This is a genomic window from Caldimonas mangrovi, assembly GCF_023721835.1.
In the GTDB taxonomy this organism is placed as follows: domain Bacteria; phylum Pseudomonadota; class Gammaproteobacteria; order Burkholderiales; family Burkholderiaceae_C; genus Caldimonas; species Caldimonas mangrovi.
Genome location: NZ_JAMKFE010000003.1, coordinates 28609 through 46595, shown reverse-complemented (window position 1 = coordinate 46595; position 17987 = coordinate 28609). Strand labels below are relative to the sequence as shown.

Here is a 17987-nt window from a genome sequence, read left to right as displayed (position 1 = left end):
CCATGACCGACACCGTCCCGGGACCCGATGGCCAGCCGAGATGCCGCTGGTGCGCCGCAGCGCCCGAGTTCTTCGCATATCACGACACCGAATGGGGCTTCCCCGTTTCGGACGACGTGCGCCTGTTCGAGAAGCTCTGCCTGGAAGGATTCCAGTCGGGCCTCAGCTGGCGCACCATCCTCGCCAAGCGCGAGAACTTTCGCGCGGCGTTCCACGGCTTCGACTACCACCGGGTCGCCCGCTATACCGGGCGCGACGTCGACCGCCTGCTGAACGACGCCGGCATCGTGCGCCACCGGGGCAAGATCGAGGCGGCCATCAACAACGCGCAGCGCGCCCGCGAGCTGGTCGACGAGCACGGTTCGCTGGCCGCGTTCTTCTGGGGCTTCGAGCCGCCGACGCACGCGCTGGCGGCACCACAGACGGCCTCGCAGTCGGCCGCCTCGGTCGCGCTGTCGAAGGCGCTCAAGAAGCAGGGCTGGCAGTTCGTCGGCCCGACCACCGTCTATGCGTTCATGCAGGCCATGGGCTTGATCAACGACCACGCCGAAGGCTGCGTGACGCGGGCCGAGGTCGCGCGCGTGCGCCGGGACTTCGTGCGGCCGGGGCAGGCGGGCGGCGTCAGCCGTTCTTGAACAGGCCTCGGTCGCGCATGCGCTTGACCCGCTCGGAGCGCGCGCCGGGCCGGTAGACGCCCGCTTCGAGCGCAGGTGGCAACGGCGGCTCGGTGGCTGCATGCGACCCGCGCGTGCCGTCGTCGACCACATCGAACAGCACCGGCACGCTGGCCGTCGCCGGCGGTTGAGGGTGGGTCACCGCGCCGGCCGATCCGCGCATGCGCACGCCCTCCCAGAGCAGCCCGGAGGCCGCCAACTGCCGCAGCCGCTCTTCGCGCGCCTGCGGCCGCTCGATGGCGTACAGCCCGGCGTACAGTTCGGGGTAGACCGCGCTGTCGATCTCGACCTGCAGACGGATCACGGCCATCGCCGGCCCCTGCTCGCCGCGCGCATCAGGCGTCCTCCGCCACGGCCTCGCCGATCATCTGGAAGCCGCGCACGTTGGCCGACATGGACTCCGGCATCACGAACACCGGGATGGCCGGGAAGCGCCGGCTGAGCACGTCGCGGTAGCGCCCCGGGTGGCCGCCGACCAGCACGATCAGGTCGATGATCTCGTGGGCGTCGCGCAGCCCGTCGATCATGCGGTTCAGCGAGTCCTCGATCACGCTCATGATCTGCGGCTCGTACTTGGCCAGGTCGTGCGCGACGCCGCTGAGCTTGACCGGCTGCTGCTGGCGCAGCGCCTCGTTGATGCGCGGCGCGACCGCCGGGCCGAGCGGGCGGCCGACGTCCGCCGCCAGCGATTCCTGCACCGCCCGGATCACGCGATGGCGCCCGGCGTCCGACGCGGCGCCGCTGGCGCGCGGGTTGATGCTGCCCTGCTGGATCAGCAGCCAGTCGAGCGTGTGCTCGCCGGGGTCGACCACCAGCACCGACAGCTCGTCGAGTTCGTCGACCGATGCCAGCGGCTGCAAGGCGCCGCCGGTGCCCTGGATCACCTGGTTCAGCTCGTCGAAATGCTCTTCCAGCGCCGCGTAGCCGCCCATCGGCTGCGCCTGCACCACCACCTTGCGCACCTCGATCGTCTTGCCGTCGCCGACGTCGACCGCACGCTCGTACGTCTGGCGCAGGTGGTCGCGGCGCTTGGCGTCGTTGTACTGGTTGACCGGCAGGCCGAGCACCAGCACGTCGATCGTGCGGTCGCCGGCTTCGGCCATGTAGCGCAGCGCGCCCTTCGTCAGCGCCTCGTAGATCGCGCCCTTGTAGAACTCGTCCGTCACGTCGCGGCCGAAGCTGCCGCCGGCCTGTGCCAGCCCGACGTCGCGGCCGACCTCGTACTGTGCGCCGCCGGCCGGCACGTCGAAGGTGTCGCGTCGGCGCGTGCTGAGGCTGCGCACGGCACTGACGTCGGCAGGAATTGCCATCGACGGGAAAGATGAAAAGGTGATGCCGCCTTCGGCCGGCAGGCTGAATTTCACCAGCCCGAAGCCGACGTCGATCGCGCGGACCGCCGGAGCCGGGTGGGCGGCGCTGTCTTGCTGCTCGCGGGGCACTTCCCGCAGCTTGGAAGTAGGGGTTGGGGCCATGGTCACCTCGTCTGGGTTGTGCAGGGGCAATCCGCCCCGCAGGGGAACAGGTGTACCGTTGCCAGCAACCGGGGTGCCACCCCGCCGCGTGGGCATGCATGCTGGCGCTTGGCCTGATGTCACCCGGACGCGAAGCAGCAGGAGCGACCGATGCCGCCGGTGAACACCGGCCCCTCGAGCTCAAACAGGAGACCAATGGCTCAGCAGGCCCTCGCTCAGCCACTGCTGTACCGCCTGCACGACCACGAGCACGGCGGCGTCCTCGTCGGCCTCGGTTTCGAGGGCCAGTTCGCACAGGGCGTCGAAACGGCAGCCGCGTTGCACGGCGTCGAGCAGTGCCGCCTCGCGCGCCTCGAGCGAACGCCAGCGGGTGTCGAGCCGTTCGCGCCACACCAGCAGGCGATGCGGGTGGGCTTGCGGTTCAGGCAGCTCGGGCTCGCCGGCACCGCTATCCGGCTCGTGAACCCGCAGCGCCTGCCACACCGGCTCGACGTTCCACCGCAGCGCGAGGGTCTGCACGCTCGGATGCAGCTGCATCGTGAGCCCGGGCCAGGCTTCAACCGGCACGCGGGCGGCGTCCTGCGGTTCAAGCACGGGGGCGTCGGCCGCGTCGAAGGCGCTGCGCAACGCCCAGTCCATGTGGGCGACGTCGGTCAGCGCCGGATGCGGCACGAGGTCATCGCGACCGGCCATGAACGCCGGCAGTTGGTCGCCGAACCAGCGTATCGAAGGACGGCGCGACGGGCAGGCACCGATGTACGCGCACGCCAGGGCGTCGAAGGCCGCGTCGCCCATCGCCCGCTGCAGCACCAGGTAGTTGTCGGCCAGCGCGGCGGCGAGGCGCGCGGTGTAGGCCTGCCGGTACACCGACAGCAAAGCGGGCTGCCCGCCGGGGCGCGGGCGCAGCCCGGCGGGCGGCGCCCCGTCGACGATGGCCCGCATCAAGGCGCGCTGCTGCTCGAGCAACACGTTCGGCGTCATGCGAGCGCTCCGGCCGGCTGCGCCGCCCACTCGGCAGCGACACGCCGCGCCTGATCGAGTTCCTGCAGCAGCTCGTCGAGCGGCGGCATGCGATCGTCACGTTCGATCATTGTCGGCACCACGCGACCAATGTGCCGCAGGGTGTGTCCGTAGAGCGCCCACACCGCTTCGCACACCGGGTGGTCGTGGGTATCGATCAGGAAGTCGCCGCGGCGCTCATGGCCGGCCAGGTGGATCTGCACGACACGCTCGCGCGGCATGGCGTCGATATACGCGTGCGGATCGTGGCCATGGTTCACGCTGCTGACGTAGACGTTGTTGACGTCCAGCAGCAACAGGCAGTCGGCCTGCACGAGCAGCTCGCCGATGAACTGCCACTCGCTCATCTCGTCGGCCGCGTAGGCCACGTAGCTGGAGACGTTCTCCAGCACCAGCCGGCGGCCCAGCGCGTCCTGGACCTGGTGGATGCGCGGCACCAGATGGCGCAGCGCCGCCTCGGTGTACGGCAGCGGCAGCAGGTCGTGCAGCTGGGTACGGTCGACACCGGTCCAGCACAAGTGGTCCGACACCCACGCCGGCTGGAGGCGCCGCGCCAGCCGGGCCAGCTCCCGCAGGTAATCGCGGTTCAGCGGGTCGGCGCTGCCGATGGACAGCGACACGCCGTGCATCACCATCGGGTAGTCGCGCCGGATCGTATCGAGGTAGTGCAGCGGCTTGCCACCGGGCACCATGTAGTTTTCGGAGATGACTTCGAGCCAGTCCACCGCCGGCCGCCGCTCGGTGAAGTCGCGGTAGTGTTCGGTGCGCAGGCCCAGGCCGAAGCCGCAGAGGTCTTGTGTCATGTCGAAGGGCACCCGGTGCCGGCGCGCGCCATGCACCGGATGTCTGTCATGTCCGTGGACCGACGTCGATCAGCCGACGACCTTGCCGCCGGCCTTGGTGCATTCCTCGGCCGACTTCTTCGACACCCAGCCCTGGCCCTTGCAGCTGTTGTGGCCCTTGCATTCACTCTTCGCGGTCTTGCACTCGGAGGTGCCCTTGCAGCTGTTGACGCCCGAGCACTTGACCATGCCGCCGTCCGCCTGCACGGCCGTGGTGGTCAAGCCCATCGAGAACATGGCGGCGGCGGCGGTCGCGACGGCGAGGCCTGATTTCATCTTGAGCATCTGTTTTTCCTTTCAGTGTGTTGTGGACCCGCGGGCGACCCTGAGACGAACGGCCCGCCAGCATGAGTCGCCCCCGGGGTGTCGTTCTTACAGGGCCTCGGGATTACCCTAGGGCCTGTTCACACGACGGAGGGCCGATGCGTTGTCCCCTGCGTCAGGGACAATGCGGCCCATTGCTCCCTTCCCGGACCTTTTTTCTCCCGGATCGCCCATGACCGACCCTCAAGTGCCGCCTCTGCCCGACCGCCTGTCGATCGACCCGAAAAGCCCGCACCACGTCGCCGCCGTGTTCCAGCACGACATCGGCATCCGCTTCAACGGCAAGGAGCGCCACGACGTCGAGGAGTACTGCATCAGCGAAGGCTGGATCCGCGTGCCGGCTGGCAAGACGCTGGACCGCAAGGGCCACCCGCTGATGATCAAGCTCAACGGCAAGGTCGAGGCGTTCTACCGCTGATCGCCGTCGGCACGCCGGAATTCCATCACCCAGTTCGTCTCCCAGCGCTCGCCGTCATCGGTCGAGAAGGCTTGCTCCCAGCGTGCCTCGTCGGGGCCGAGCCGCAGCCAGACGAAGCGCAGCTTGACGGGCCGGCCCTCGTCGACATCGTCGCCGTGGAACTCGCCGCGCTCGCCCTGCCAGCCGCCATGCACCGGCGGAAACAGCGTGCCGCTGCGGCTGTCGATCCAGTAGATCGCCCACTGCCGCGTCGCCAGGTCGAGCGTGCGCACCGAGCAGCCGGAAAAGCCCTCGCCCGGGCACACCATTTCATCGACGCTGACGACGCCGTCCAGGTGCGACCAGGCCTGGTGTTCGGCGCTGAACTCGTGCCATTCGGTGCAACCGGCGTGGCGCTGCTTCAGCTTGCGGTTGGCGACGTGCCAACGGCCGACGAGAAAATCGAAATCGTGCGGCTGGCCGGTGTATGTGGTCGTGCTCACGCGGACGCTCCTGTCATGCGCGCCATCGCGCGCTCGGTGGGTTCCAGCCGCAGGGTCTGCGGCCCGGTGCGCAGCCACGGCTGCAACGTGCCCAGCGCCAATGCGGCCGGCTCGTGGAAGGCAACGAACATCGGCTCGCCCTCGCGCAGCGGCAGGCGCGGATAGCCGTTCGGTGCGGGTTCGGTGACGAAGCTCGCGAACCGCCGGGCACCGGCGGCATCGAGCTGTGTCTGCAGCAACGCCTCGATCGCATCGAGGCGGTCGCCGCCGGCGGGCTCGTGCAGGGACAGCAGCGTGGCGTGCAGCCGCTGCGGCGCGCGCGCCGGCCAGGTGAAGCCGCTGCCGGCGCGCGCCGGTTTGAGTTGCAGCGCGTCGTGCCATGCGGTCATCGTCGCGTTGGCCGCTGCACGGTGCGCCTGCCATGCCGGCCCACCATAGAAAGCTTCGAGCGCCGGCCCGCGGGCGGCCACGCTCGCGAAACCGCGCACCCAGACGAACACGTCAGGCCGGTCAAGGTCGCGGAACGGGCCGACGACCTCGATGCCGAGCGCCTGCTGCGTGTGCACCAGCTCGCGTTCGAACAGTTCGATCAGCGTTTCGCGCTGGCCGGGATGCAAGGTGTATTGGCGCAGCTCGACAACGGTGGGTGGGGGTGCGGGCACGGCGGCTCCTGGTGGATGAAGACGGCACGATCTTGCATCCAAAACCCTGACATCGAATGTCAGGCTTTTCTGCCACACTGCGCCGCATGCAAGCGAGCCGGCTGTTGTCCATCCTGATGCTGCTGCAGACGAGGGGCCGTATCAGCGCGCAGGCGCTGGCCGCCGAACTGCAGGTGTCGGTGCGCACGGTCTACCGCGACGTCGACCAACTGAGCGCGGCCGGCGTGCCGGTGTGGGCCGAGACCGGACGCCACGGCGGCTTCCAGCTGCGCGAAGGCTGGCGCACGCAACTGACCGGCCTCACCACGGCCGAAGCCCAGGCGGTGTTCTTGGCCGGCTTGCCGGGGCCGGCGAAGCAGCTGGGCCTGGGCGAGGCGATGGCTTCGGCGCAACTGAAGCTGCTGGCGGCCCTGCCCGTTGGCTGGCAGGCCGACGCGCAGCGGGTCAGCGCACGGTTTCACCTGGACCCCACCGACTGGTACCGGCAGGCAGCGCCGGCCGACCGGCTGCCTGCCGTCGCGCAGGCAGTGTGGGACTCACGCCGCATGGCAATGCGCTACGAAAGCTGGAAGGGCGTGGTCGAGCGCGAAGTCGAGCCGCTCGGGCTGGTGCTGAAGGCCGGCATCTGGTACGTGGTGGCACGCGCGGGAGGCAAGGCACGCACCTACCGGCTCGACAACATCCTGGAGCTGACGCCGAGCGACGAACGCTTCGAGCCGCCGCGCGGCTTCGACCTCGCCGCGTACTGGAGCGCATCGATCGAGCGCTTCGAGGCCGCGCTCTACCAGGATGAGGCGACGCTGCGGGTGTCTCCGCGCGGACTGAAGTGGCTGCGGGACTTCAGCGCGGCGGTGGGCGAGGCGGCGCTGCGAACGGCGAGCGCGCCGGAGTCAGGTGGGTGGGTACGCGTGACGGTGCCGATCGAGTCGGTCGAGCACGCCGCCGACCAGTTGCTGCGGCTCGGCCCCGAGGCCGAGGTGCTGCGCCCGCCCATGTTGCGGCGACGGATGATCGATCAGTTGCAGCGCATGGCGGCGCTGTACCCGCCGCCGTCGCGAGCCGGTGCGTGAGCGGGCCGGGTGTCATCCCTGGGCGATGCGCGCCAGCGAGCTGCGGGTGCGCTCCATCAGCGCGAAACGCTCCTTCAGGTAGCGGCTCAGCTGCACGTTCTGCGCATACACCACGTTGAAGCGCAGGCTCGCGCTGCTGGTCGCCTCGCTGCCGAAGGTGGCGCCTCCCGCCAGCAGGATGCCCTGCTGCCACGCGTCCTTGACCAGCGGCTCGACCGCCACGCCGTCGGGCAGCCGGCCCCACAGGAACATGCCCCCCTGCGCGGGCCGCTCGAAGCGCAGGCCCACGTCCTCCAGCACACGCAGGCTGGCGCTGCGGGCACCGGCCAGGCGCGCCTGCAGCCGCTCCAGGTGCTTGCGTACCCGCCCGGCGGCCAGCAGTTCGGCAATCACGGCCTCCATCAAGGCCGAGCCGCTCATCACGCTCATGATCTTCTGCCGCAGCAAGGGCTTCAGCAGCGACGGCTCGGCCGCCACATAGCCGACCCTCAGCGCCGGGCTCAACACCTTGCAGAAGGTCGAGAAGTAGATGACCTGGGCCAGCCCGGACATCTGCGCCAGGCTGCTGCGCAAGCCCGGCACGAGGTGGCCATAGACGTCGTCCTCGGCGATCAGCACGCCGTGCCGCTCGGCCAGCGACAGCACCCGGTGCAGGTTGCCGGGGCTGGCCGTCCAGCCGGTCGGGTTGTGCAGCGAACCCTGCAGGAACATCAGCCGCGGCCGGTGCTCGACCAGCGCCTGCTCGAGCCGTGCCAGGTCCGGGCCGTCGGGCAACCGGGGCACGCCGACGATACGTATGCTGCTCTCGCGCAGCCGGGCGGCCAGCAGGTGGTAGCCCGGGTCCTCCACCACCACGGCATCGCCCGGTTTCAGGTAGGCGCGGCAGATCAGGTCGATGGCCTGCGTGGCGCCGGTGGTGGTCATGATGCGGCTGGCGTCCACGGCGATGCCCTGGCCGCGCAGCATCAACGCGAGCCGCTCGCGCAGCGGCATCCAGCCCTGCGGCGGGCAGCGGCTGCCCATGCCGCCGGGCAGCGACGCAAAGGCTCGCTGCAACACGCTGGCGGGCGCCACGTCCTGCAACCAGTTGGCGGGCAGGGCGCCGCTGCTCGCCTGCAGCATGCCCGGCGGCAGGTCGTTGGCCTGCTGCACCAGCCAGATCGCGTCCTGCTCCACGCCGGCCTCGAGCAGGCTGGCGACGTCGGTCTGCACCGAACCGGTCGCCGCCGCAAAGTAGCCGGCAGTGCCGCGCGCCTCCACATGGCCGTCCGCCACCAGCCGGTCGTAGGCGTTCACGACCGTATTGGGGCTCACGCTCAGCCGCTGCGCGAGATGGCGGATGGACGGCAGCCGCACACCGGACGCCAACTGGCCCCGCTGCAGCAGGCGGATCACCTGCTGCTCGATCTGTACCGCGAGCGGCACCGGGGAGGCTCGGTCTATGCTGAACACGGCTGACGTCCTTCACGATCCGGTCGTGATGCGTGCGCATCTTAGGCGCTGCCCCGGCCTCACGCGTAAGGGCCACGCGCCATCATCGCGCGACCGGGGCCGCGCCGGCCGCGCTCGAGCACCCGCAGCCGGTATTCGAGGTCTTCTAGGTCGCATGCCGAGCGCAGGAAGCGGGCATCCTGGTCTTCGGCAAGACGCCGCCATGCGCCGGCAATGCCATGGGTCGTGTGCACCAGGGCCTGCACCAGGCCTTGCACGATGGCTGCGGCGAACGGCATGCGAACGGGCGTTGCGGCATGCCGGGGCAGATGGGCGGATCGGGACGTCATGAAGGCTCCTCGCGATGAGGGCCCACGATAGGCTGCTCCGCCACGCTCGCCCAGTGACAGCGGGGCACGACAGCCCCGCCACTGTGTCAATCCGTCGGCTGATACAGCCTGTCGTGATTCCGGTCCTGCCCGGCGCTCACACCGGCGCGAGTTCAGGCTCGTGTGCCCGTGTCATCGGCGCCTGCGCCTCGAGCCTCGCCTTCAGACGGACCAGCGCATGTTGCGCGTCCTGCACCCCTTCGAGCCATTGCCAATCGCTCCAGCCCGGCTCCCGGAAGAAGGTCGCCATCACTTCGCAGGCGTCGCCATGCGGCACCGCGCGCAGCGCAACGAAGCTGGCGCGGTCCTGCGCGTCCAGCACGCAGTGGTCGGCCACGCCATAGCCGTTGCGGGCGGTGAAGCGCACCTTGGCGCGTGTGCCTCCAGGCCGCTGCACCGTCCATTCGCCGCGCCGGCGGCGCAGGGTCGGCCCCAGCCACGAGGCCCAGTCGCCATAGTGGCCCGGCTCGGCGAGGAAGGCACAGACCTCGCTCCACGGCCTTTCGATCGTCACTTGCACGGTGCGCGCTTGCTGCATGCACGGGACTCCCTGGTGTCAGTGGGCCGGCGTCGCCCCCGGCTCGAACATCTTCGCCATGCGGCGCTGCAGTTCATCGGGCGACGGGTCCTCGAGATGGGTGGAGATGAACCACTGGTGGCCGAACGGATCGACGACGTGACCGCTGCGGTCGCCCCAGAACTGGTCGGCCACCGGCATGGTGGCCTTGGCGCCGGCCGCCACCGCACGCTCGAAGACGGCATCGACGTCGGGCACGTAGACCACGGCCGAGGTGGCCGAGCCGCCGATCGACAGCGGGCTCAGCGAACCCCATTGCGGCTGCTCTTCGCTCAGCATGAAACGCGCCGGCCCGATCTGCAGTTCGGCATGCATCACGCTGCCGTCGGGGCCGTCCAGCCGCAGCTTCAGCTCGGCGCCGAACACGCGCTGATAGAACGCGATGGCGTCGGATGCGCCCTTGACGATCAGATAGGGCGTGGCACCGTTCTGCTGCGGCACGGCGGCGACCTTCGGTGTGGCCGCCTGCTGCTCGATCTGCGTGCGCAGGCGATCTTCCTGCTCGCGCAACTCAGGCGTGAACTCGGCGCCGAAGTCTTCTGCCTCGAACACGCGGCGGATCTCGATTTCGCATTCCTCGCCCGTGGGATTCGGGCAGCGCTTGGCCCAGGCCACCGCCTCCTCCATCGACTTCACCTGCCACATCCAGAAGCCGGCGATCAGTTCCTTGGTCTCGGCGAAGGGGCCGTCGGTCGTGCTGCGACGCTGGCCCGAGAAGTGCACCCGCACAGCCTTCGAACTGGGGTGCAGGCCTTCGCCGCTCAACATCACGCCGGCTTTCACGAGCTCTTCGTTGAATTTGCCCATTTCGGTCAGCAACTGCTCACTCGGCATCACGCCGGCTTCGGTGTTCTTGTCGGCCTTGATCAAAACCATGACTCGCATGTCGGTCTCCTGGTGGGGGTGGTGGACGATGGAACCTCGCGTGCTCCATCTCCACGACGGTGCAGCGTCCCGTGGATCGACAAGCGGCGGCGACTTTTTTGTAACGGCACTCACCGTGCTCACGCCGCCTCGGCATACGCGGCGCCGGCACGGGCATCGTGCAGCGCACGGGCCCACCAATGCAGCCGCGACAGCATCACCTGCATCGCACGCTCGGCCCGTTCGGGCTGCAGCAACGCGCCGGCCGCATCGAAGCGGTCCCAGGCGTTGTCGAAGCTGACGGAATCGCGCACCGTCATCGCATGCAGTTCGGCGAACACCTGGCGCAACTGTTCTACCGCACGCAAGCCGCCCGAGATGCCGCCATAGCTGACAAAGGCTACCGGCTTGGCCTGCCACTCGTCGTACCAGCCGTCGATCAAGGCTTTCAACGGCGCCGGGTAGCCGTGGTTGTATTCAGGCGTCACGACCAGGAAGGCGTCGGCTTCGCGCAAGCGCCGCCCGATCTCCGCTGCGGCGTCCGTGGCCGGGTCGATCACGTCGAGGTCGAAGCGGGCGTCGGTCTCCACGCGGGCGGCGGCCCAGCGTGCCACCCGCTCGCACAGCCGCCCCTTGCGGGTGCTGCCCAGTATCACGGCCAGTTTGAGCTTCTGCGTCGGTGTTGTCGTGTCCATGCGATCTCCTGATGCGGAACAAGGAATGGCGGCATCGTAGAAACTCAAGCTAACTTGAAGTCAAGAGCTGCCATGGAAAAACCCTGCCCGATGCAATTCCGCCCCGAACTGACCGTCGGCGAAGTGGCCGCGCGCAGCGGCGTCGCGCCCTCGGCGCTGCGCTTCTATGAAGAAAAGGGCCTGATCCGCAGCCTGCGCACCAGCGGCAACCAGCGCCGCTACCCGCGCGAAGTGCTGCGCCGGGTCTCGGTGATCAAGGTCGCGCAGCGCCTGGGCATCCCGCTGGCGACCATCCGCGAGGCGCTGCAGGGCCTGCCCGAGCACCGCACGCCGACGGCTGCCGACTGGCGCCGCATTTCGGCCAAGTGGAAGCAGGAACTGGACGAGCGGATCGAACGCTTGACGAAGCTGCGTGGCCAGCTCGACACCTGCATCGGCTGCGGCTGCCTGTCGCTGAAGGACTGCCCACTGCGCAACCCCTGGGACGAACTGGGCACGCAGGGGCCGGGCGCGCGGCTGCTCGACGCAGAGTGAGTTCAGGCCCGGCTTCGCTTGCCCGTCTTGGCCGGCATGGCGGCCACGTGCTCCAACGCGCGGGCCATCCACGCGGCCATCACCGCGCCTTCCGGCAGCGTGTCGCCGCGCAGCGCGACGAACTCGCCCATCGCGCGGCCGGGCATGGGCTCGAAGGCGCGTGCGTGACCGTGCGCCTGCAGCAGCGCCCGGTCCGCGGCCGGCAGCTTGAGCACGAGATCGCCCTGGTGCAGCCCTGCGAACAGGCGCCCGTTCACGAAGGCCGCCGGGTAGCCGAACATCTTGCGCCGTTCGACGCGCGGGTCTTGCGGCACCAGCCGGTCGAAGCGGGCGATCAGCTCGGGGGGTGATTTCTGCCAGGCCATGCTCCAAGTCCTCCTGCTGCGCGCGCGTGTCGCTCGCGGTCGGTGTCGCGCGCTTCGCATTCTCGCGTCGGCACCAGGGCTTGAACAGCGCTGCGAGCGGTGCGGCGTACCATCGGCGGCCACATGCACCATCAAGACCTGTCTCCCTGGCGCCACGAGCACGTGTTCGACGCGCAGCGGCCGGCGGCGGAGCGCAGCACGCGCGCCGTCATGTGGATCACGCTGGCCGCGATGCTCGCCGAGATCGTCGCCGGCTGGTGGTTCAATTCGATGGCCCTGCTGGCCGACGGCTGGCACATGAGTTCCCACGCCATGGCGCTCGGCGTCAGCGCATACGCGTATGCCGCCGCACGACGGCTGTCGGGCGATCCACGCTTCGCATTCGGCACCTGGAAGATCGAGGTGTTGGGCGGCTTCGCCAGTGCAATCTTCCTGCTCGGCGTGGCCGCACTGATGGTCATCGGCTCTGCGGAGCGGCTGCTGTCACCGCAGCCTATCCAGTACCGCGACGCGATCGCCGTCGCGGTGCTCGGCCTGCTGGTCAATGCGGCATGCGCCGTGATCCTCGGGCGGGTGCACCATGGTCACGTGCATGAGCAAGGTCCTCAGCATGGGCACGTACATCACCACAACGGCCACCCGGACCTGAACCTCAAGTCCGCATACCTGCATGTGCTGGCCGATGCCGCCACGTCGGTGCTCGCCATCGCCGCGCTGGCGGGTGGCTGGGTGTTCGGCTGGGCCTGGCTCGACCCGCTGACGGGTATCGTCGGTGCGGTGCTGGTCGCCATGTGGGCCCACGGCCTGTTGCGCCAGACCGGCACGGTGCTGCTCGACCGCGAGATGGACCATCCGGTCGTCGACGAGATCCGCTCGGCCGTCGAGACGCCCGGCACGGAGCACGGCGGCACCCGCGTCGCGGACCTGCATGCCTGGCGCGTCGGCCAGCGCACTTATGCCTGCGCGCTGACGGTGGTGACGCACGACACCACGCTCACTGCCGCACAAGTGCGCGAATGGTTGTCGGTGCACGAGGAAATCGTGCATGCGACGATCGAGATCCACGTGTGTGCGGCCGGCGAGTGACCGGTGAGCGGCGTCAGCCGAGCAGTCCGCAGAGCACTCGCCGGTAGACACCACTGAGCGGCGCCAGGCTGTCGATCGCGACATGCTCATCGACCTGGTGGATGCTGGCGTTGACGGGGCCGAACTCCATCACCTGCGAGCAGATGGTGCGGATGAAGCGCGCATCGGAGGTGCCGCCGGACGTCGAGAACTCGGGCACCAGGCCGGTCTCCTCGCGCACCGCCCGGGCCAGCACTTCGCTCAGTGTGCCCGGCGACGTGAAGAACGGCTCGCCGCCCAGCGTCCAGCGCAGCTCGTACTCGAGCCGGTGCTCGTCCAGCACGGCCGTCAGCTTCTGCTGCAGTTGCGCCGGAGTCGACGCCGCGCCGAACCGGAAGTTGAAGTCGATCACCGCCTCGCCCGGAATGACATTGAGCCCGCCGGTGCCGGCATGCAGGTTCGAGACCTGCCAGGTGGTCGGCGGAAAATGCTCGCTGCCCGCATCCCATGCCGTGGCCGCCAAGCGCGCCAGCGCCGGCGCCATCTGGTGGATGGGGTTGCGAGCCAGGTGGGGATAGGCCACATGCCCCTGCACGCCCCTGACGGTCAACCGGCCCGACAAGGTGCCGCGCCGCCCGTTCTTGATGACATCGCCGAGCCGCAGCGTCGAGGTGGGCTCGCCGACGATGCAGTAGTCCAGCGTCTCGCCGTTGTCCTTCAGCCAGTCGCAGACACGCGCCGTGCCGTCCTTCGACGGGCCCTCTTCGTCGCTGGTCAGCAGCATGGCGATGCGCCCGCGGTGCCAGGGATGCACGCCGACGAAGTCTTCGATCGCCACCACCATGGCGGCCAACGACGTTTTCATGTCCGCCGCGCCGCGCCCGTACAGCCGGCCGTCGCGGCAAGTCGGCTCGAACGGATCGCTCACCCACGCGCTGGCCGGGCCCGGCGGCACCACGTCGGTGTGCCCGGCAAACGCGAGCAGCGGCGCTGCCCCGCCCTGGCCGCCACGCCGCACGGCCCAGAGGTTGGTCACCTCGCCGCCCTCGGGCCCGAAGATGAGCTGGTGGCACTGGAAACCGATGCGTTCCAGGCGTTGCGCGATGATCGATTGACACCCGCCGTCCGATGGGGTGACGGAGCGGCACGCGATCAACTGCTCAGCGAGTTCGAGGACCCGGGCCGAGAGGGTTTCTGGTCTGTTCATGAATAGTCCTCAGTCTGCGATCCGTCCGTCGTCCGCGAGCATCACGATATTCACGTATCGGCTGCCCAGACGCCGGCCTGCACCGAAGGCCAGGCGGTAAGGGTTCGGGCCTGCCAGCTGCTCGTTCTCCAGCGCGCGAACGAAGCACGTGCGGTCGAGCTGCGGCCCGCAGCGTCGCAGCGCCTGCACGATGAAACGGCCGGCGATGTAGCCCTCGAACTCGACGAAATCGGGCACCGCACCGGCGGAGCGCTGCGCCATCAGGCTGCGGTAGCTGTGGACCAGCGGATGGCCGGAGCGATGGGGATTGGGCACGACCTGCGTCACCATGATCCCGCGCGCTGCAGGGCCGAGCTCGGTTTTCAGCAGCGAGATGTCGACCAGGCCGCGAGCGAAGTAGCGCGGCGCGGGGCAGTCCGTCTGGGCCATGCGCCGCACGATCGATGCCGCGTCGCGGCCCGACACGCCCAGGATCACCACTTTCGGGCAGACCTGCCGCAGGGCATCGGCCGCCGGGCCGGCCGCTGCGAGCGGGTCCTTCGCGTTCAGCGGCATCGAGCCCTGCACGGCCAGAGGCCTGCCGATCGTCTGCAGCTTCGCGACCACGTCGTCGCGGAACTCCTCGCCCAGCGCATTGGCATAGAACACCACGCCGATCTGCCGGAAGTTCACCGTCTCGATGTGCCGGACGATGGTCTTCAGTTCGTCGTCAAAGCTGGCCCGCATGACAAACACGTGGGCCGGGGTGTGCGTGTAGAGCTCGGGGTAGCCCGTGTACGGCGCGAGGAACGGAATGCCGGCATCCCGCGCCAGCGGCAGCGCGGCCTTGACGGGGTTGGTGAACGTGTAATGCGTCAACGCGAACACGCGATGCTCGTCGATCAGCGCCCGCGTGTTCGCAACCGCCTGGTCGCGGTCGATGCGATCGTCGAGCGAGACCAGATCGATGCGGCGGCCATGCACGCCGCCGGCGCGATTGGCCTCGTCGAAGGCGAGCAAGGCGCCGTCGCGGTACTGCCGGCCCAGCTGCGTGCCGCCGGAGCCGCTCAGCTTGGCGGACTGGCCGAAAACGACCCGGTCCGCATACACGCCCGGCGCGCCCGCCAGCGCCGTGCCGGCGGCCAGCAGAGCCGACAGCGCGCCTGCGCGCAGAACGGCGAATACGGAACCTCGTGTCGGTGGTGCAGCGCGGTCCATCGTGGCGCCTCGTGTGTGCGGGACGAACCTGTCCCCGCCCGGTGCGGCTCGCCCCGGGGCATCTGTTGCGGCTTGCGGTCGGCGTCAGCCGAGGGTGATCTGGCCCTTGCGCACGACGTCCTTGTACTTCTCGAACAGCGTGCGCACCTGCTGCGCGAACTCCTCGGGCTTGTTCGCCGCCGAGCTCGCACTGACCGCCCGCAGCCGCGCCTGGAAGGCCGGCGTGGCGATGGCCTGGTGCGCGGCGAGGTTCAACTGCAGCACGACGTCCCTGGGCGTGCCTGCCGGGGCCACGAGCCCGAACCACAGCGGCGCTGACACCTCGGGATAGCCCTCCTCGGCATAGGTCGGCACATCGGGCAACAGCGCGAGTCGCTGGTGGTCGCGCACCGCAATGGCCCGCACCTTGCCGGACTGGATGTGCGGCAGCATCGACGGCAGGTTGTCGCTGGCCACCAGGATGTGCCCGGCCAGCAGGTCGTTGGACGCACTGCTGCCGCCCCGGTACGGCACGTTGAGGAACTTCGCACCCGACGACTGCATGAACTGCTCCAGCAGGATGTGCCCGGCCGAGCCCATGCCGGGCGTGCCGAAGGTCAGTTCGCCGGGTTTGCGCTTGGCTAGGCCGACCAGCTCTTTCAATGATGTGGCCGGCACCGACGGGTGCACCACCAGCACGCTGGGCACGTTCACCACGTTGGTGATGTGCACGAAGTCCTTGCCCGGGTCGTACGGCAGCTTGGGCCTGACCGCCGGGCCGGTCGCCATGGTGCTGACCGTCGCCATCGCCAGCGTGTAGCCATCCGGCGTGCTGCGCGCCACGTGTTCGGTGCCCACCACGCCGCCGCCGCCGGGCTTGTTCTCGACCACGATGGTCGTCCCCAGGATCGGGCCCATCTGCTCGGCCAGATGGCGTGCGAAGAGATCGGAGCTGCCGCCGGCAGTGAAGCTGTCGACCAGCGCGATGGGGCGCTGAGGGTACCTGGCTTGCGCCTGGCTGCTGGCAGGCACCGCCCACGCGGCGCCCGAGGCGGCGCCCAGTTGCAGCAGGCGTCGGCGGGTGATGTCTCCGGTCTTCATGTCGTGCTCTCTTTCGAGGGATGTTGTGCGGGAAGACGATAGCTGCGGGGGCAGCGCAGCGAAAGCGACAATCCGGGCGCACGTCATTACATTGGGTTATGCGGATCCTGTCGCCCTCTCTGAGTGAACTGCACGCCTTCGTCTGTACCGCGCGCTCGGGCAGCTTCACCGAAGCGGCCGCGGCGCTGAGCGTGACCCAGGCCGCAGTGAGCCGGGCCGTGTTGCGGCTGGAGCAGCGCGTCGGATGCACCTTGCTGCACCGCAGCCCGCAGGGCATCAGCCTGACGGCGCGCGGCCGCAGCTACTTCGAAGAGGTCTCGCCCGCGCTGGCGCTGCTCGAAACTGCAGCCCGCAAGCTGCGCACGCCCGGTTCGACGCGCGAGCCGCTGCGCCTGTGCGTGATCCCGTCGCTGAACACGCGCTGGCTGGTGCCGCGGCTGTCGGGGTTTCGTGCGCAGCATCCGCACGTCGAGCTGATCTTCAAGACCTACCTCGTCGACGACGATTTTCTGCGGCCCGACATCGACTGCTGGGTCCAGACGCGCCATTCGCCGACGCAACGCTGGCCGCGCCATGTCAAGGCCAGCTATCTCGTCGGACGCGAGATCGTGCCCGTGTGCCACCCGTCGATCGCCGCCCGCATCCGTGCACCGGCCGACCTGCTGCAGTACCCCCTGCTGCATCACGCCAACTATCCCGGCAACTGGCAGATCTGGCTGCAGGCCGCCGCATGGACGGGCGCAGAGGTGGAACTGGGCCCCGGCTTCGACCTGGTCTCCGGGATCGTCGAGGCCGTCATGTCGGGGCTGGGCGTCGCGGTGGTGCAGCGCTGCCTGATCGAGCGGGAGTTGCAGGAGCGCCGCCTGGTGATCCCGCTGCCGGTGGCCGCCTCCACCGGGCGGGGCTACTACGTCTGCATCCCGAAGGCCGCGCCGCGCACGCTGGCGCTGCAGGGCTTCGAGGACTGGCTGCTCCAGGCAGCGAAGGAGGCGAATGACGGCGAGCCTGCCCGCCCTACGTCGCCTCCAGCTCGTAGTGGAAGACCTTCGCGATGATCTGCCAGCGCCCGTCGACGCGGATCAACGTGAGCACATCGCTGAAGCGCTTGGGCAGGATCTCGCATTCGACGCGGGCCAGCGCCGTGACCGGGCCGATGAAATCGATCGAGAGGATGCGATCCGCACGAGCGTCGCCGCGGCTGGCCGGCGACGCTCGCCGGTCGACGATGCCGAAATACTCGTCCATGTCGAGCCGCAGCAACGCCGCGTCGGTGGCGCACGCATAGATGGCGCGGGGGTGGAAGGCACGCCGCAACAGCCGCGTATCGCTGCGGTACAGCCCCTCGAAGTAGTCGGCCAGCACCGCGCAGACGTCGGCGAAGGGCGCGTTCATCGTGTCCCTCCTGCGCCGGCCTGCGGCCGTTGCAGCGAGGTCACCGTCTGACCGGCGACACCCCAGTTGTCGGGCTCGATTTCCTCGACCAGCACGAAGGTCAGGGCCGGGTCCTTGTCGAGCACGCGCACCAGCAACTCGGTGGCTCCCTCGATCAGCGCAGCTTTCTGCGCGGCGGACACCCCTGCGGGGGTGACCTGGATCGTGACGATGGGCATGGGGTCTCC

General features: G+C 69.4%; 23 protein-coding genes and 2 pseudogenes. 6 read left to right on the top strand and 19 right to left on the bottom strand.

Features of this window, described 5'->3' with window-relative positions; genetic code table 11:
- Positions 1–2 precede the first annotated feature (2 nt).
- Positions 3–635: a DNA-3-methyladenine glycosylase I gene (locus M8A51_RS05295; protein ID WP_251777137.1), complete on the top strand. Its 633-nt coding sequence runs from the start codon at positions 3–5 to the stop codon at positions 633–635.
- On the opposite strand, the gene M8A51_RS05290 is transcribed toward M8A51_RS05295, so the two are convergent.
- The 5 genes from M8A51_RS05290 to bufA2 form a co-directional block, all read right to left on the bottom strand.
- Positions 622–984 (bottom strand): hypothetical protein, encoded by a 363-nt coding sequence (locus M8A51_RS05290; protein WP_251777136.1) that lies wholly within the window; start codon positions 982–984, stop codon positions 622–624. The genes M8A51_RS05295 and M8A51_RS05290 overlap by 14 nt on opposite strands.
- A gap of 25 nt (positions 985–1009) precedes the next feature.
- Positions 1010–2146, bottom strand: coding sequence for a ParM/StbA family protein (locus M8A51_RS05285; RefSeq protein WP_251777135.1), 1137 nt, complete (start codon positions 2144–2146; stop codon positions 1010–1012).
- 180 nt (positions 2147–2326) lie between these two features.
- On the bottom strand, positions 2327–3127 hold the full coding sequence (locus M8A51_RS05280) for an HvfC/BufC N-terminal domain-containing protein (RefSeq protein ID WP_251777134.1): 801 nt from the start codon (positions 3125–3127) through the stop codon (positions 2327–2329).
- Positions 3124–3969 carry an MNIO family bufferin maturase gene (gene bufB / locus M8A51_RS05275; protein ID WP_251777133.1) on the bottom strand — a complete coding sequence of 282 codons (846 nt, stop codon included), beginning with the start codon at positions 3967–3969 and terminating at the stop codon, positions 3124–3126. The genes M8A51_RS05280 and bufB overlap by 4 nt, the downstream gene beginning before the upstream one ends.
- Before the next feature lie 69 nt (positions 3970–4038).
- On the bottom strand, positions 4039–4293 hold the full coding sequence (bufA2, locus tag M8A51_RS05270; protein ID WP_251777132.1) for a BufA2 family periplasmic bufferin-type metallophore: 255 nt from the start codon (positions 4291–4293) through the stop codon (positions 4039–4041).
- 211 nt (positions 4294–4504) lie between these two features.
- Between bufA2 and M8A51_RS05265 the strand changes: the two genes are divergently transcribed.
- Positions 4505–4750: a DUF3297 family protein gene (locus M8A51_RS05265; RefSeq protein ID WP_251777130.1), complete on the top strand. Its 246-nt coding sequence runs from the start codon at positions 4505–4507 to the stop codon at positions 4748–4750.
- Here M8A51_RS05265 and M8A51_RS05260 read toward each other — a convergent pair.
- Complete coding sequence (locus tag M8A51_RS05260; RefSeq protein WP_251777129.1) at positions 4741–5232, bottom strand: hypothetical protein; 492 nt, start codon at positions 5230–5232, stop codon at positions 4741–4743. The genes M8A51_RS05265 and M8A51_RS05260 overlap by 10 nt on opposite strands.
- Positions 5229–5894, bottom strand: coding sequence for an NIPSNAP family protein (locus tag M8A51_RS05255; RefSeq protein ID WP_251777127.1), 666 nt, complete (start codon positions 5892–5894; stop codon positions 5229–5231). The genes M8A51_RS05260 and M8A51_RS05255 overlap by 4 nt, the downstream gene beginning before the upstream one ends.
- Positions 5895–5950: 56 nt before the next feature.
- Here M8A51_RS05255 and M8A51_RS05250 point away from each other — a divergent pair, with 56 nt between their 5' ends.
- Positions 5951–6964, top strand: a complete 1014-nt coding sequence (locus M8A51_RS05250; protein WP_251777125.1) for a helix-turn-helix transcriptional regulator — start codon at positions 5951–5953, stop codon at positions 6962–6964.
- Positions 6965–6976: 12 nt separating this feature from the next.
- Here M8A51_RS05250 and M8A51_RS05245 read toward each other — a convergent pair whose 3' ends face one another.
- The 6 genes and pseudogenes from M8A51_RS05245 to M8A51_RS05220 form a co-directional block, all read right to left on the bottom strand.
- Positions 6977–8416 carry an aminotransferase-like domain-containing protein gene (locus M8A51_RS05245; RefSeq protein ID WP_251777124.1) on the bottom strand — a complete coding sequence of 480 codons (1440 nt, stop codon included), beginning with the start codon at positions 8414–8416 and terminating at the stop codon, positions 6977–6979.
- 59 nt (positions 8417–8475) lie between these two features.
- Positions 8476–8745, bottom strand: a complete 270-nt coding sequence (locus M8A51_RS05240) for a hypothetical protein (protein ID WP_251777122.1) — start codon at positions 8743–8745, stop codon at positions 8476–8478.
- Positions 8746–8881: 136 nt separating this feature from the next.
- Positions 8882–9322 (bottom strand): SRPBCC family protein, encoded by a 441-nt coding sequence (locus tag M8A51_RS05235; RefSeq protein ID WP_251777119.1) that lies wholly within the window; start codon positions 9320–9322, stop codon positions 8882–8884.
- A gap of 18 nt (positions 9323–9340) precedes the next feature.
- Positions 9341–9760 (bottom strand): annotated as a pseudogene (locus M8A51_RS05230) (VOC family protein); the annotation flags it as partial.
- A gap of 63 nt (positions 9761–9823) precedes the next feature.
- Positions 9824–10246, bottom strand: a pseudogene (locus tag M8A51_RS05225) (YciI family protein); the annotation flags it as partial.
- A gap of 119 nt (positions 10247–10365) precedes the next feature.
- On the bottom strand, positions 10366–10920 hold the full coding sequence (locus M8A51_RS05220) for an NADPH-dependent FMN reductase (protein ID WP_251777118.1): 555 nt from the start codon (positions 10918–10920) through the stop codon (positions 10366–10368).
- Positions 10921–10992: 72 nt separating this feature from the next.
- Here M8A51_RS05220 and soxR point away from each other — a divergent pair, with 72 nt between their 5' ends.
- Positions 10993–11454, top strand: coding sequence for a redox-sensitive transcriptional activator SoxR (gene soxR / locus M8A51_RS05215; RefSeq protein WP_251777116.1), 462 nt, complete (start codon positions 10993–10995; stop codon positions 11452–11454).
- Positions 11455–11456: 2 nt separating this feature from the next.
- Here the strand turns inward: soxR and M8A51_RS05210 are convergent, their stop codons facing one another.
- Positions 11457–11819, bottom strand: a complete 363-nt coding sequence (locus M8A51_RS05210; protein WP_251777113.1) for a TfoX/Sxy family protein — start codon at positions 11817–11819, stop codon at positions 11457–11459.
- 123 nt (positions 11820–11942) lie between these two features.
- On the opposite strand from M8A51_RS05210, the gene dmeF reads away from it, so the two are divergent.
- Entirely contained in the window at positions 11943–12905 is a 963-nt protein-coding gene (gene dmeF, locus M8A51_RS05205; protein ID WP_251777111.1) for a CDF family Co(II)/Ni(II) efflux transporter DmeF, read from the top strand.
- Between the two features lie 13 nt (positions 12906–12918).
- Here dmeF and dapE read toward each other — a convergent pair whose 3' ends face one another.
- The 3 genes from dapE to M8A51_RS05190 all read right to left on the bottom strand — a co-directional run bounded on the left by dapE (position 12919) and on the right by M8A51_RS05190 (position 16368).
- Positions 12919–14091: a succinyl-diaminopimelate desuccinylase gene (dapE, locus tag M8A51_RS05200; RefSeq protein WP_251777109.1), complete on the bottom strand. Its 1173-nt coding sequence runs from the start codon at positions 14089–14091 to the stop codon at positions 12919–12921.
- Between the two features lie 9 nt (positions 14092–14100).
- Complete coding sequence (locus M8A51_RS05195; protein WP_251777106.1) at positions 14101–15288, bottom strand: ABC transporter substrate-binding protein; 1188 nt, start codon at positions 15286–15288, stop codon at positions 14101–14103.
- Between the two features lie 84 nt (positions 15289–15372).
- Positions 15373–16368: a Bug family tripartite tricarboxylate transporter substrate binding protein gene (locus tag M8A51_RS05190; RefSeq protein WP_251777104.1), complete on the bottom strand. Its 996-nt coding sequence runs from the start codon at positions 16366–16368 to the stop codon at positions 15373–15375.
- Between the two features lie 98 nt (positions 16369–16466).
- On the opposite strand from M8A51_RS05190, the gene M8A51_RS05185 reads away from it, so the two are divergent.
- Positions 16467–17423, top strand: coding sequence for a LysR substrate-binding domain-containing protein (locus M8A51_RS05185; RefSeq protein WP_251777102.1), 957 nt, complete (start codon positions 16467–16469; stop codon positions 17421–17423).
- On the opposite strand, the gene M8A51_RS05180 is transcribed toward M8A51_RS05185, so the two are convergent.
- Positions 17383–17760, bottom strand: coding sequence for a nuclear transport factor 2 family protein (locus M8A51_RS05180; protein WP_251777100.1), 378 nt, complete (start codon positions 17758–17760; stop codon positions 17383–17385). The genes M8A51_RS05185 and M8A51_RS05180 overlap by 41 nt on opposite strands.
- The gene (locus M8A51_RS05175; RefSeq protein ID WP_251777098.1) at positions 17757–17978 is read right to left on the bottom strand and encodes a tautomerase family protein; all 222 of its coding nucleotides are present in this window, start codon (positions 17976–17978) and stop codon (positions 17757–17759) included. The genes M8A51_RS05180 and M8A51_RS05175 overlap by 4 nt, the downstream gene beginning before the upstream one ends.
- Between the last annotated feature and the right edge of the window lie 9 nt (positions 17979–17987).